The 12,005-nt window shown below is 65.2% G+C and carries 13 protein-coding genes; 7 read left to right on the top strand and 6 right to left on the bottom strand.

Going from position 1 to position 12,005, the window contains the following annotated elements; genetic code table 11:
• Positions 1-100: 100 nt before the first annotated feature.
• The 3 genes from G6N33_RS04535 to G6N33_RS04525 all read left to right on the top strand — a co-directional run bounded on the left by G6N33_RS04535 (position 101) and on the right by G6N33_RS04525 (position 3,126).
• Positions 101-841, top strand: coding sequence for a TetR/AcrR family transcriptional regulator (locus G6N33_RS04535; RefSeq protein ID WP_044510490.1), 741 nt, complete (start codon positions 101-103; stop codon positions 839-841).
• Between the two features lie 165 nt (positions 842-1,006).
• Positions 1,007-2,545 (top strand): flavin-containing monooxygenase, encoded by a 1,539-nt coding sequence (locus G6N33_RS04530; protein ID WP_231382709.1) that lies wholly within the window; start codon positions 1,007-1,009, stop codon positions 2,543-2,545.
• A gap of 122 nt (positions 2,546-2,667) precedes the next feature.
• Positions 2,668-3,126: a universal stress protein gene (locus G6N33_RS04525; RefSeq protein ID WP_044510494.1), complete on the top strand. Its 459-nt coding sequence runs from the start codon at positions 2,668-2,670 to the stop codon at positions 3,124-3,126.
• 22 nt (positions 3,127-3,148) lie between these two features.
• Here G6N33_RS04525 and G6N33_RS04520 read toward each other — a convergent pair whose 3' ends face one another.
• Entirely contained in the window at positions 3,149-4,075 is a 927-nt protein-coding gene (locus G6N33_RS04520) for an SDR family NAD(P)-dependent oxidoreductase (RefSeq protein ID WP_044513062.1), read from the bottom strand.
• 101 nt (positions 4,076-4,176) lie between these two features.
• Here G6N33_RS04520 and G6N33_RS04515 point away from each other — a divergent pair, with 101 nt between their 5' ends.
• Positions 4,177-4,761 (top strand): TetR/AcrR family transcriptional regulator, encoded by a 585-nt coding sequence (locus tag G6N33_RS04515; RefSeq protein WP_044510496.1) that lies wholly within the window; start codon positions 4,177-4,179, stop codon positions 4,759-4,761.
• Here G6N33_RS04515 and G6N33_RS04510 read toward each other — a convergent pair.
• The 5 genes from G6N33_RS04510 to xsc form a co-directional block, all read right to left on the bottom strand.
• The gene (locus G6N33_RS04510) at positions 4,751-5,290 is read right to left on the bottom strand and encodes a helix-turn-helix domain-containing protein (protein WP_044510499.1); all 540 of its coding nucleotides are present in this window, start codon (positions 5,288-5,290) and stop codon (positions 4,751-4,753) included. The genes G6N33_RS04515 and G6N33_RS04510 overlap by 11 nt on opposite strands.
• The gene (locus G6N33_RS04505; RefSeq protein WP_044510501.1) at positions 5,274-5,720 is read right to left on the bottom strand and encodes an SRPBCC family protein; all 447 of its coding nucleotides are present in this window, start codon (positions 5,718-5,720) and stop codon (positions 5,274-5,276) included. The genes G6N33_RS04510 and G6N33_RS04505 overlap by 17 nt, the downstream gene beginning before the upstream one ends.
• 69 nt (positions 5,721-5,789) lie before the next feature.
• Positions 5,790-6,122 carry a DUF202 domain-containing protein gene (locus G6N33_RS04500; protein ID WP_044510503.1) on the bottom strand — a complete coding sequence of 111 codons (333 nt, stop codon included), beginning with the start codon at positions 6,120-6,122 and terminating at the stop codon, positions 5,790-5,792.
• A complete protein-coding gene (locus tag G6N33_RS04495) occupies positions 6,119-6,490 on the bottom strand; it encodes a YidH family protein (RefSeq protein WP_044510505.1) in 372 nt (123 codons plus the stop codon). The genes G6N33_RS04500 and G6N33_RS04495 overlap by 4 nt, the downstream gene beginning before the upstream one ends.
• Before the next feature lie 73 nt (positions 6,491-6,563).
• Positions 6,564-8,363: a sulfoacetaldehyde acetyltransferase gene (gene xsc / locus G6N33_RS04490; protein WP_044510506.1), complete on the bottom strand. Its 1,800-nt coding sequence runs from the start codon at positions 8,361-8,363 to the stop codon at positions 6,564-6,566.
• 187 nt (positions 8,364-8,550) lie between these two features.
• Between xsc and G6N33_RS04485 the strand changes: the two genes are divergently transcribed.
• Genes G6N33_RS04485 through G6N33_RS04475 form a run of 3 tightly spaced genes read left to right on the top strand, consistent with a single transcriptional unit; the run spans position 8,551 to position 11,989 of the window.
• Positions 8,551-9,384, top strand: coding sequence for an IclR family transcriptional regulator (locus tag G6N33_RS04485; RefSeq protein ID WP_044510508.1), 834 nt, complete (start codon positions 8,551-8,553; stop codon positions 9,382-9,384).
• A complete protein-coding gene (locus G6N33_RS04480) occupies positions 9,381-10,316 on the top strand; it encodes an AAA family ATPase (RefSeq protein WP_044510510.1) in 936 nt (311 codons plus the stop codon). The genes G6N33_RS04485 and G6N33_RS04480 overlap by 4 nt, the downstream gene beginning before the upstream one ends.
• Positions 10,313-11,989 carry a cobaltochelatase CobT-related protein gene (locus G6N33_RS04475; RefSeq protein WP_044510512.1) on the top strand — a complete coding sequence of 559 codons (1,677 nt, stop codon included), beginning with the start codon at positions 10,313-10,315 and terminating at the stop codon, positions 11,987-11,989. Before G6N33_RS04480 ends, G6N33_RS04475 begins: the two co-directional genes overlap by 4 nt.
• The last annotated feature ends 16 nt before the right edge of the window (positions 11,990-12,005 follow it).

Below are 12,005 nucleotides of genomic sequence, written 5' to 3'. Positions count from 1 at the left end.
AGACACGGCGCAGTCACTCGGACGCAACGCCGCGTCGCGGGGACGCGCGGTCTGCCCAGGTCAGCGGCTCTCGGGGGGTATGGTTCTTGATGTGGTGAGAATGCCCCGACCTCCTCGGCCCCATTCGAGCGTCAAGCCGGGCGCGAAGGTCGACGCGCGCAGCGAGCGCTGGCGGGAACACCGCAAGAAGGTGCGCGGTGAGATCGTCGAGGCGGCGTTTCGCGCCATCGACCGGCTGGGGCCCGAGCTGAGCGTGCGAGAAATCGCCGAAGAGGCGGGCACCGCCAAGCCCAAGATCTATCGCCACTTCCAGGACAAGTCCGACCTATTCCAGGCGATCGGCGAGCGGCTGCGGGACATGTTGTGGGCGGCGATCTTCCCGTCGATCGACTTGGCCACCGACTCCGCCCGGGAGATCGTCCGGCGCAGCGTCGAGGAATACGTCAACCTGGTGGACCTGCATCCCAACGTACTGCGGGTGTTCATCTCGGCGCGCTCCGGAGCGACCGCCGAGTCGACGGTCCGCACCCTTAACGAGGGCCGTCAGATCACGCTCACCATGGCCGACATGTTCGACAACGAGCTCAAGGACATGCAGCTGGACCACGCTGCCTTCGAGCTGGCCGCGCACGCGGCGTTCGGATCGGCGGCCTCGTCCACCGAATGGTGGTTAGGGCCCGAACCGGGCAGCCCCCGCCGCATGCCCCGCGACCAGTTCGTTGCTCACCTGACCACGATCATGCTGGGGGTCATCGTCGGCACGGCCGAGGCGCTGGGCATTGTCGTCGACCCCGACCAGCCGGTCCACAGCGCCGTACGCAGGAGCCCCGCCGCCAGCTGAGCAGCGCCGACGACGTTGACATCGGTGCGGGGATCTACAACACTCGTTGTAGCCGGTACCGAGGGTACCGGGTATCCACGGGGTATCCACCGTAGCCCCGTGCGGTACCCACCAGAAGCGCGAGCTGACAGGCAATAGGAAGACCGATCCGCAGTGACCGATGCAGTGATAGCAGCCCAGGAGAAACCAGCTCCGCAGCCCGCGGCCCCGACGCCGGTGCGAACCCGCGCCCTGATCATCGGGACCGGATTCTCCGGTCTGGGTATGGCGATCAAGCTTGCGCAGCAGGGGGTGGACTTCGTCATCCTGGAGAAAGCCGACGACATCGGCGGCACCTGGCGGGACAACAGCTACCCCGGTTGTGCCTGCGACATCCCGTCGCACCTGTACTCCTTCTCCTTCGAACCCAAGCCGGACTGGAAGAACCCGTTCTCCTATCAGCCCGAGATCTGGGACTACCTCAAGGGTGTGACCGAGAAGTACGGCTTGCGCCGTTACATCGAGTTCAATTCGCTGGTGGACCGCGGCTATTGGGACGAAGACGAGTACCGCTGGCATGTGTTTACCCAGGACGGGCGGGAATACATCGCTCAATTCCTGATTTCAGGCGCCGGCGCGCTACACATCCCGAAGCTGCCCGACATCGAAGGACGCGACGAATTCGCCGGTCCCGCTTTCCATTCCGCGGAGTGGGACCACAATGTCGATCTGACCGGCAAGCGGGTGGCCATCATCGGGACGGGCGCCAGCGCAATCCAGATCGTGCCGGAGATCGTCGATCAGGTCACCGAGCTACAGCTGTACCAACGCACGCCGCCGTGGGTGGTACCGCGGTCCAATCCCGAGCTTTCCCCGGCGCTGCGCAAGGCCATGCAACGCGTTCCCGGGTTACGGGCACTGGTGCGGCTGGCCATCTATTGGGGCCAGGAAGCGTTGGCGTTCGGCATGACCAAACGGCCCAACGCGCTGAAATTCATTGAGGCCTACTGCAAATACAACATCCGCCGCTCGGTCAAGGACCGCGAGCTGCGCCGCAAGCTGATTCCGAATTACCGCATCGGGTGCAAGCGCATCCTGAACTCCTCGACGTACTACCCCGCCGTGGCGAACCCGAAGACCAAACTCATCACCGACGGCATCGTGCGGATCACCCGCGACGGCATCGTCACCGCCGACGGCAGGCAGCACGAGGTCGACGTAATCGTGTATGCGACCGGATTCCACGTCACCGACTCCTACACCTACGTCGGCATCAAAGGCCTGCGCGGCGAGGACCTGGTCGACCGGTGGAATCGCGAGGGCATCGGCGCCCATCGCGGCATCACCGTCGCCGAAATGCCGAACCTGTTCTTCCTACTGGGGCCCAACACCGGGCTAGGGCACAACTCCGTGGTCTTCATGATCGAGTCGCAGATCCACTACGTGGCCGATGCGATCAAGACCTGCGACAAATACGGCGCGCAGGCGCTGGCCCCCACCCGCGCGGCACAGGACAAGTTCAACGACGAGCTGCAGGAACAACTGAAGGGCTCGGTGTGGAACAGCGGCGGTTGCAGCAGCTGGTACCTCGACGAGCACGGCAAAAACACGGTGTTGTGGGGCGGCTATACCTGGCAGTACTGGCGAGCGACCCGCTCGGTCAAACCCAGCGAGTACCAGTTCTTCGGTGTCGGCACGGGCAAGCGTGCCAAGCGCACGGCGTGACCGCTCGGGCCTGAGGCGCCGGGTGCGGCGTACCGACGCGGTGGCGAACTGGGGGACTCGTCAGGCGAATTCCTCTTCATTTCCGGTGCTGAGCAGACATCGGGCTCTACACTCACTGGGATATGAGCGCCTATCAGACCGTTGTGGTCGGCACCGATGGCTCGGACTCATCGCTGCGCGCGGTTGAACGCGCGGCCGCGGTCGCTGCGGACCACGGCGCGAAATTGATCGTGGCAACGGCACATCCGCCCATTCCCGAGGAAAAAGGTCGCTACGCGATCCCGCCGGGGAGCGACCACGGTGCGGACTACCGCACGGTGGGCGAGGCCCCCTACTACGCGATTCTGCAGAACGCTCGGGAACGGGCGCACCAGGCCGGGGCCAAAAACGTCGAGGAGAAGGCGATCGTCGGTGCTCCCATCAACGCGCTGGTGCAGCTTGCCGAGGACGTCGGTGCCGACCTGCTGGTCGTCGGCAACGTCGGCCTCAGCAGCGTCGCCGGGCGGCTGCTGGGCTCGGTCCCATCCGAAGTCTCCCGCAGGTCCAAGACCGACGTGCTTATCGTTCACACCGCCGACTGACGCCGGCCGCCTGGGCGTGGGGTTAAGCCATTGCAGCGTCGGCCTTTTCATTCTTTTCACTCGGCCGCGGACCTTTCGCGAAGGATCGAAGATTCAGCCGCACAATGCGGTCCAGGACCCGGTCGGATGCCAGGCGGCTGATTCGCACCAGGACCGCGGCGTCGCGCCCGATCGTGTAGCGAGTTCGTGGCCGAGATGCGGTGGCCGCCTTGGCGATTACCTTCGCTGCGTGCTCCGCCGAAACACCGGCCTCACCGAACGACCGGGCTTGTGCCGTGACGGCCGCGGCCAGATCGCCATAGCGGGTGAGTTGCGGGGCGCTCATGTTCGCCAGCAGCTCCTCCGCGGTGGCGATGCCACGGTCGACCATCTCCGTCTTGACCGCGCCGGGTTCGACGACGACCACCTTGATGCCGAGGTGGGAAACCTCGCGTCGCAGGGCGTCACTGACCGCCTCGAGCGCGAACTTGGACCCGGCGTAGGCGCCGTAGGTCGGCAACACCACCTTTCCGCCGACGGAGCTGATGTTCACGACGGTGCCGCCGCCGAGTAGCAGCGCCGGTAACAACGCCTGGGTCATCGCGACGTGGCCGAACAGGTTGACCTCGAACTGCTTGCGCCAGTGCGCTATCGGCAGGGCTTCCACCGGCGCGTTGACTGCGATCCCGGCGTTGTTGATCAGCGCCCGCAGCGGCCGGCGCAGCGGGTCGCGCGCGACGCAGTCGGCAATGGCGGCGACGTCCGATTCCATCGTGATGTCGAGGATCACCGGTTCTAGCCCCTCAGGTCCGTCGGCCACTAGCGCGTCGGCGTCGGCGTCGCGGCGTACCCCGGCGAGCACGTGAAATCCCCTGCGGGCCAGTTCTTTCGCCGTTGCGGCGCCCATCCCGGTCGACGCGCCGGTCACGACGATCAGCTCCTGACGGGTGGCGCGAGGTGAGGAATTCATGGCGGTCTCCATTCGGCGACGAGAATTTGGGTTAACGTTGTTAACTGAACGTAGGACGTTGAGTTAACATTGTCAACTGACCGCCTGGCTATGCTCGCCAGGTGACAACACGCGCGCAGAGTGCTGCGGCCACACGCCGCTCGCTGCTCGAGGCTGCGGGCCTGCTACTCGATCTGGGCGGAGTCGAGGCCGTCACGTTGCGCGAGGTGGGCGCACGGGCCGGTGTCTCGCACTCGGCCGCCTACCGGCACTTTGCCGACAAGGAAGCCCTGCTGGCGGTGTTGGCCGCCGACGCGTTGCGTGGGTTGGCCGACCTACTCCAGGCCTTGGTCGACAGCGACGACTCGGCCGAGGAATCCCTGCGCTCGGGTCTGCTGTCGTTGATAGATCTCGGTCGTACCCGGCCGCACCTGTACCGATTGATGTTCACCCCGCCGGCGGGTGACCCGGGCGAAGCGATGCGGGTAGCTGAACGAGCGCAGGAGCTGTTTCTGGACCTCGTCGGTCGCATCACCGGCCCCGAGCAGGCGCGGCGGTACGGGGCCTTGCTGTTGACCAGCGCCCATGGGATCACCGGATTGGATTTGAGTGGTCATATGGATCTGGACAAGTGGCACACCAACGCCGAGGAACTCGTCGACACACTTATCTCGGTGTTGCCGAGGGGGACGGAGCTCAGCGGCTGAGCAGGCGGGTGAAGGCCGCCGCGGCCGCGTCCACACCAGCATCGTCGTTGGTGGCGACCAGATCCAGTAGCAGCCCGCGCGTGACCGCCAGCCCCAGTCGGACCAGCGCAGGGTCTAACGAATCGCCGGCTGCCGCCTCGACCGCGCGCAGCCAGCCATCGACGGCATTGGGAACCATTCGGGCGAAAGGCTTTTCGCCCTGCGCGGCGCGGGCATAGCACTCGAAGAAGAGACGCTCCAGCCGGCGAAGTCCTGGACGCCGCACGTCGGCCCACATGGCGGCGAAGCCACCGGCGGCATCGGTAGGCAGTTCGGCCAGCACGCCCAGCTGGCGGCGCTCCACCTCCTCAACGACGGCGAGGAGAAGATTGTCGCGAGACCCGAAGTGGTGCAGCAACATTCGGTGACTGGTGCCGATGGCGACGGCGACCTCGCGCAGTGAGCGGTCGCCGATGCCCCCGGCCGCGAATTCCTCGATCAGTGCGTCGAGGAGTTGGCCGCGCCGCGCGACGTCAGGGGTGCGCACCATCGGCGCGGCTGAGCTGCTCCGAGTGGGCCTTGAGTCCTTGGGCCTCCAGCTCGAGAAAACGTTTGGTCTTCTTGGCCATCAGTCGTCCCACTAACGCCCCGAGGATGCCGCCTTGGTGAAGCTGCTGGCGGACCAGGGTGCCGCCGGCCGGGGCGGGCGTGACGTCGTGCCGGGCGCTGACCAGCACGCCGGGGGAGCGTTGCACCCATGTCCAGGACGTCCCGGGTTCGATCTCGGTCACCCGCCAGATGAGTTTCCGCATGCCGGGTTGTTTGATCGCAAATCGCTTGCCCACCTCGAGCTTTGGGCCGTCCAACCCGACCAGCGAGGTCACCGAGGCGGTCCAATTCGGCCAATGCTCGACGTCGGTGAAGACGTCCCAGACCAACTGCGGGGGAGCATCGATGGCGATGTGGTCCTCGCTAAACATGTACCAAATGGTACATGTTTAGCGTCCTGTCGAAAAGGGGTGGGCCAGGGGCCGGCACGCCAAACTGCCTCACCCGAGCCCCGCGGCCGCCAGCTCGGCGCCGATGCCCAGGATCACGGCGGTCATCGCGACCGTCGCGGCCGGTACCATCCGACGAGACACCGGGGTACGGTGGGCTGCCATGGCGTGCAGCATGCTGCGGTAGCGTCCCGAGGCGAAAGACACCACCGTGGCGCCGGCCGCAATCGCAAGCACGATGCCGGGCCACATCGGCAGGTGGTCAAGTGCGTCCCAGCGCAACACCAGGGCGGCGACGGCGATGGCACCAATCGCGGTGCGCTGCCAGGCAAGTGCGGTTCGCTCGGCCTGTGCGCCGACATCGATCAATTGCTGCTCCGTCATGTGCTGGTCTCGGCGAGAAATACCAGGATCGCCGCCGCGACGACGGTGATCCCCGCGCCGGCGGCCACCAGCCGCGGCAGTGGGTCGCTCGGCAGCGAGCGGCTCTCGCGTAGCGCACGCTCGGCGCGATCCCACCGTCCATAAGCGCCGACCGTGACGACCAGCGCCAGGATCAACAGAAACACCGTGATCGCGATACGCAGTGAGCGCGGACCGAAGTCGTGTACCAGGCTGGCCAATGCGACCGCGCCGGCGAGCAGCGCCAGCCCGGTACGAAGCCACGCCAGAAACGTTCGTTCGTTCGCGAAGGTGAATCGATAATCGGGATCGGTCCCTACCGATTGCAGTGGCGGCTTGCGGGGGAACATCAAAAACTCCTGCTATTGGAGCGCTAGGAGGCGGTGCCGCAACGTAATTCGCGCGGCACCGCCTCAGCTACGCCTAGACGTAGTCCTTGTACTTGTCGAGTAACCGGACGGGCTTGGATAGTGCGTCGCGGCGGAACGGGTCGCCCAGCTCGCGGGTGCACATGATCTCGACGACCGTTGTCTTGCCCTCCTTCATCTGGGCGGTTACGGCGCGTTGCAACGCGGGCCCGACCTCGTCGAGCTTCTCGACGACGATCCCCTCGGCCCCCATCGCCTCGGCGATGCCCGCGAAGGACTGGCTTTCCAGCTCGGCAGCGACGAATCGACGGTTGTAGAAATCCACCTGATTTTTCTTTTCCGCACCCCATTGCCGGTTGTGGAAAACGACTCCGGTGACCGGGATGTCGTGTCGAACGGCGGTCATGATCTCGCCCATGCTCATGGCCCACGCGCCGTCGCCGGCATAGGCGATTGCCGGCCGCTCGGGGGCGGCCACCTTTGCGCCGATGACCGTCGGCAACGCGTAGCCGCAGTTGCCGTAACTCATCGGGGCCAAAAAGCTTCGCGGCCGCTCGAAGCGCAGGTAACTGTTGGCCACCGAGTTGATGTTTCCGATATCGGTCGACACCATGACGTTGGCCGGCATCGCCTTCTCGAGCTCGCGCAACACCTGCCGTGGGTGCAGCCAGTTGCCTTCCTCCTGGTCCTGTTCGGCGATCATGTCGAGGCTGAACGGGTCACGCTCGTGGATCCACTCGCTGAGTTCGTTTTCCCACGCGTCCTTTTCGGCCTGAATGGTGGCGGCGCGCTGCTCCCGGGTGGCGTCGCTGGCCAATGTCCGGTTCCGGATTCGCTCCATCAGCGCCGTCGTCGCCGCCTTCGCGTCGCCGCAGATGCCCACGCTGATCTTCTTGACCAGCCCGAGCATCTTTTGGTCGGCGTCGATCTGGATGATCTTGGCATCTTTGGGCCAGTAGTCCATTCCGTGCTGCGGCAGGGTGCCGAAGGGTCCGAGCCGGGTGCCCAGCGCGATCACCACGTCGGCCCGCGATATCAGTTTCATCGCAGCCTTGGAGCCCTGGTAGCCAAGCGGACCGGTCCACAACGGGTGGCTGGCGGGGAAGGAGTCGTTGTGCAGGTAGCTATTGACCACCGGGGCGCCGAGGCGTTCCGCGAAGGCCTTGCACTCCTCGACGGCATCGCCCATCACCACGCCGCCACCCGAGATGATCACGGGGAACTCGGCTTCGGCGATCAATTGCGCGGCCTCGTCGAGGCTTTGCGCACCGCCCGGCCCGCGGTCGAGTCTGCGCGGCTGCGGAATCTCGGTCTCGATCTCACCGTAGAAGAAGTCGCGGGGGATGTTCAGTTGGGTGGGACCCATCTCCATGATGGCGCGGTCAAAGCAGCGTCCCGTGAGCTCTGCCATACGACGTGGGTTATTCACGTGCCCTTGGTATTTCGTGAATTCTTGGAACATCGGAAGCTGGTTGGCTTCCTGGAAGCCGCCGAGGCCGATGCCCATGGTGCCGGCTTCGGGAGTCACGATGACCACCGGGCTGTGCGCCCAGAAGGCGGCGGCGATCGCGGTGACGCAGTTGCTGATTCCGGGGCCGTTTTGACCGATGACGACGCCATGACGGCCGCTGACGCGCGCGTAGCCGTCGGCCATGTGCGCCGCCCCTTGCTCGTGTACCACGGGGATGAGCCGGATGCCGGCCGGCGCGAAGATGTCCATCGCATCCATGAAGGCCGAGCCCATGATGCCGAAGATGTCGGTGACGCCATTAGCCGCCATCGTCTCGACGAAAGCCTCGGACGGTGTCATTCGCTGCACGCCTGATGCGGCAGCACGAGTGGTTGCTTGGGTCATCGGCTTGTCCTCCTCGGTCCCGGGTCCCCGAAAAATCGGAATAAACTGTTCCAATTCTGCGGCTTAGAGGCAGACTAGGGGTTATCCGAGGATTGCGTCAATCGATATTTCAGGATCCGGTATAGGTTGTCTTGTTTTTTCGCAGGATTCCCGGTTCTATAGAAGCCGACGTTCGGTGAGGAGGGGTATGGGCGAGATTCACAGCATCGACGAAGCGGCCGCGTTGGCCGAGACGGCGCTCACCGGCGACACGCCGACGCTGCGACTGTTCTCATTGTTGGAGCTGATCGCAACCAAGAACCAGCTGTTCACCCTGCAGGGTCTAGTAGAGCTGACCGGCACGCCCAAGCCGACTCTGCATCGCATGCTGCAACAACTCGAAGGTGCCGGACTGCTGATCCGGGAGAACAACGGCCGCCATTATGTGGTCGGCGCGCGGCTGCGACGGATGGCAGAAAGCCTGCTGCTCAACGACACTCACCACGGTGCGCGTCACTCCGTGCTGCGCAGCCTGGTGGAGGAACTCGGTGAGAGCTGCAACCTGACCGCGTTGTCCGGTGACGAGATTTTGTATGTCGATCGCGTGGAAACTCTTGAGCCGCTTCGCTTCACGCTGCAGCCGGGGTCGCGCGTGCCGGTGCACTGCTCGGCGAGCGGAAAGATGATCCTGTCCCAGCTCGCCCCTGTTCAGCGGCGCCGGCTATTGGAAGCGGCGCCACTCAAGCAATACACCCCCAACACGATCACCGATGTGGACCAGATCGAGGAACAGCTCAAGCAGGTTCGGCGAGACGGGTACGCAATCGACGATCAGGAGTTCCTGCCTGGTCTCGTCTGCGCGGCCGTGCTGGTGCCGTCACCGTCGGGAATCTCCAACCTGGGCATCGCGGTTCAGGCGCCGGTGATGCGCCTGACACCCGACAAAGCCCTGCGAGTCTTGCCCGCGTTGCGGCGGGCAGCCGATGCGATCGGCCAGATCGAGGCCGAGACCGCCGGCGAGTCCTCGCGAGCAAGCTCATGACGCAGCTGGTGTCTGTCCGAGACACCTTCGGCATCGATTCGGAGCTGCGGGTTCCCGCCTTTGCCGAACCGGACGAACACGTGCCGGAGATCGACCCAGCGTACCGATTCGACCCATCGGTCACGCTGGCTCTGCTTGCCGGTTTCGCACACAACCGGCGCGTCTTGTTGCAAGGGCTGCACGGCACCGGTAAGTCGACACACATCGAGCAGGTTGCCGCGCGGCTGAACTGGCCCTGCGTGCGAGTGAACCTCGACGGCCAGCTCAGCCGGATGGACCTGATCGGGCGCGATTCGGTGACGCTGCGAGATGGCCTACAGGTCACCGAATTTCAAGAAGGCATCCTGCCGTGGGCGATCCAGCGACCGGTCGCACTGGTCCTCGACGAATACGACGCCGGCCGGCCCGAAGTGATGTTCGTCATCCAGCGCATCCTCGAACACGAGGGGAAGCTCACGCTGCTCGACCAGAACCGGGTGATCACGCCACACAGGTGGTTTCGGCTGTTCGCGACCGCCAACACCGTCGGGCTGGGCAACCTCAACGGGCTCTACCACGGTGCGCAGCGACTCAACCATGCGCAGATCGACCGATGGAACATCGTCGCGTCGCTCGATCACCCACTGCCCCAGGCGGAGATCGACATCGTCGCATCCAGGGTGCCCGAGGTCGACAGTGCTCTCATTGCCTCGATGGTGGCGGTGGCGAACCTGACCCGCGCCGGGTTCCGCGTCGGTGACCTTTCCACCCTGATGTCTCCGCGCACCGTGATCGCGTGGGCGGAAAACGTCGCAATCTTCGGCGACGTCGGGCTGGCCTTTCGGTTCTCGTTCGTCAACAAGTGCGACGACGCAGAACGACCGATCGTCGCCGAGTACTTCCAGCGCTGCTTCGATCACGAGCTCGATGAGCCCGCGGTGTGCGTCGCGTGAGCGACTCCGCCGTCAACCGGGGCGAGCTACCCGCGCGTGAACTGCGCGCCGCATCCATTCGCGCGCTGAGCGACCAGCGCGACTTGCACTTTCGCGGCACTGCGCTGTATCGCGGGCGGCGACCGGTGCCGATGCCCGCTCCGCACCTGCATCCGCCCGCGGATCGCGGGGCCGCCGATGGGATGGCACTTCGGTTGCGACACCACGATCCCGACGTACATGCCGCGTTGCTGCCCGAGCACACGGCGAGTCGGCTGATTTACGAGATGCTGGAACAGTTCCGGGTGGAGTCGCTGGTCCCCGCGTCGTGGCCCGGGGTGCGGAGCAATCTCACCGCCCGGTTCCGCGAGTGGTCGGTGGCGTTCGAGTCGTCCCGTTCGGCGGAAACGGAGTCCGGTCTGCTGCTTTATACCCTCGCGCAGGTCGGCCGTTCGTGGCTGACCGCGGAACCGATCGCCGAGCGGACGCAAGATCTGATCGAACAAACCAGAATCGAGTTGACCCGAGCGGTCGGCGGGGAACTTGTATTGCTTCGTCGAAATCGACACTGCCAAAGCTCCTTTGGACAGCATGCCCGTCGCATCGCGGAATTGGTCGGCGACCTGCCCCAGCTTCAGGCAGACTCGGGCGAGCCAGGTGCCGACGGCGATGTGTTCGAGTGGCTGTTCGACACCGGGTCGCAGGAGCACGCCAGCGCGCCCGGGGCCGGCGGTGGTGAGCGGCCGCCCGAAAGCCCAAGCGCGCAGTATCGGGTGTTCACCCAGGCTTACGACGAGACACGAGACGTACGGTCGTTGGCGCGTCGGGCTGCACTGCGTGAGTACCGTGAACACCTCGATCGGCTGATCGATGCCAGCGCGCTGAGCGCATCTGTCCTGGGCCGCCGGCTCCGGATGCTGCTGGACGAACGCCGCAACGACGGATGGGAAGGCGGCCGCGATTGCGGGTTCGTCGACGGCCGCCGATTAGCCCGACTGATCGCAACACCGAACGAGCGCAACGTTTTCCAAGCCGAAGCAGTTGTTTCCCATACGGATGCGATCGTGTCGTTTCTCGTCGACTGCTCGGGGTCGATGAAAGCGTTGAGCGAGCCGGTGGCCGTGTTGGTCGACGTGTTCGCGCGCGCCCTGGAGCTAGCCGAGGTCGGCTGCGAAATCCTCGGCTTCACCACCGCCGCTTGGGATGGCGGTCGCGCTCGGCGCGACTGGATCCGCGCCGGGCGCCCGCGAAACCCCGGCCGCCTCAACGAAGTCCGTCATCTCCTGATCAAGAGTGCCGACACCCCGTACCGATCTGCCCGCACGGCGATTGCCGGGCTGCTGAAGACCGACCTCTACCGCGAAGGTATCGATGGCGAGGCGGTGCAGTGGGCCCGCCGGCGGCTGCAAGCGCGTGACGAACAACGACGGATACTCGTCGTGATCTCAGACGGCGGCCCAATGGATGCCGCCACCGTCTTGGCCAACGGTGACAATTACCTGGACCAACATCTGCGCGATGTGCTCGCCGCAGGATCCGACGTCGACATCTGTGCCGTCGGCGTGGGACTGGACCTCAGCGTCTACTACGACCGCTTCGCCTCAGTGGACCTCGCCCGAGGCACGACTCGTCGGGCGCTGTCCGACGTGGCCGACACCATCGCATTGGCATGTAGAGGAGGAAATCACCGGTGACAGAACAGCGAATTGA

It is taken from the genome of Mycobacterium simiae (genome assembly GCF_010727605.1).
GTDB classification, from domain to species: domain Bacteria; phylum Actinomycetota; class Actinomycetes; order Mycobacteriales; family Mycobacteriaceae; genus Mycobacterium; species Mycobacterium simiae.
Note: the sequence above shows the minus strand (reverse complement) of the source record. Positions and strands in the feature narration are given on the sequence as shown.

Excerpts from the sequence above, each read along its gene's own strand:
- G6N33_RS04535 (WP_044510490.1), top strand. The coding sequence starts at position 101 with ATGCCCCGACCTCCTCGGCCCCATTCGAGCGTCAAGCCGGGCGCGAAG.
- G6N33_RS04525 (WP_044510494.1), top strand. The coding sequence starts at position 2,668 with ATGAGCGCCTATCAGACCGTTGTGGTCGGCACCGATGGCTCGGACTCA.
- G6N33_RS04520 (WP_044513062.1), bottom strand. The coding sequence starts at position 4,075 with ATGAATTCCTCACCTCGCGCCACCCGTCAGGAGCTGATCGTCGTGACC.
- G6N33_RS04510 (WP_044510499.1), bottom strand. The coding sequence starts at position 5,290 with ATGGTGCGCACCCCTGACGTCGCGCGGCGCGGCCAACTCCTCGACGCA.
- G6N33_RS04505 (WP_044510501.1), bottom strand. The coding sequence starts at position 5,720 with ATGTTTAGCGAGGACCACATCGCCATCGATGCTCCCCCGCAGTTGGTC.
- G6N33_RS04500 (WP_044510503.1), bottom strand. The coding sequence starts at position 6,122 with ATGACGGAGCAGCAATTGATCGATGTCGGCGCACAGGCCGAGCGAACC.
- G6N33_RS04495 (WP_044510505.1), bottom strand. The coding sequence starts at position 6,490 with ATGTTCCCCCGCAAGCCGCCACTGCAATCGGTAGGGACCGATCCCGAT.
- xsc (WP_044510506.1), bottom strand. The coding sequence starts at position 8,363 with ATGACCCAAGCAACCACTCGTGCTGCCGCATCAGGCGTGCAGCGAATG.
- G6N33_RS04485 (WP_044510508.1), top strand. The coding sequence starts at position 8,551 with ATGGGCGAGATTCACAGCATCGACGAAGCGGCCGCGTTGGCCGAGACG.
- G6N33_RS04480 (WP_044510510.1), top strand. The coding sequence starts at position 9,381 with ATGACGCAGCTGGTGTCTGTCCGAGACACCTTCGGCATCGATTCGGAG.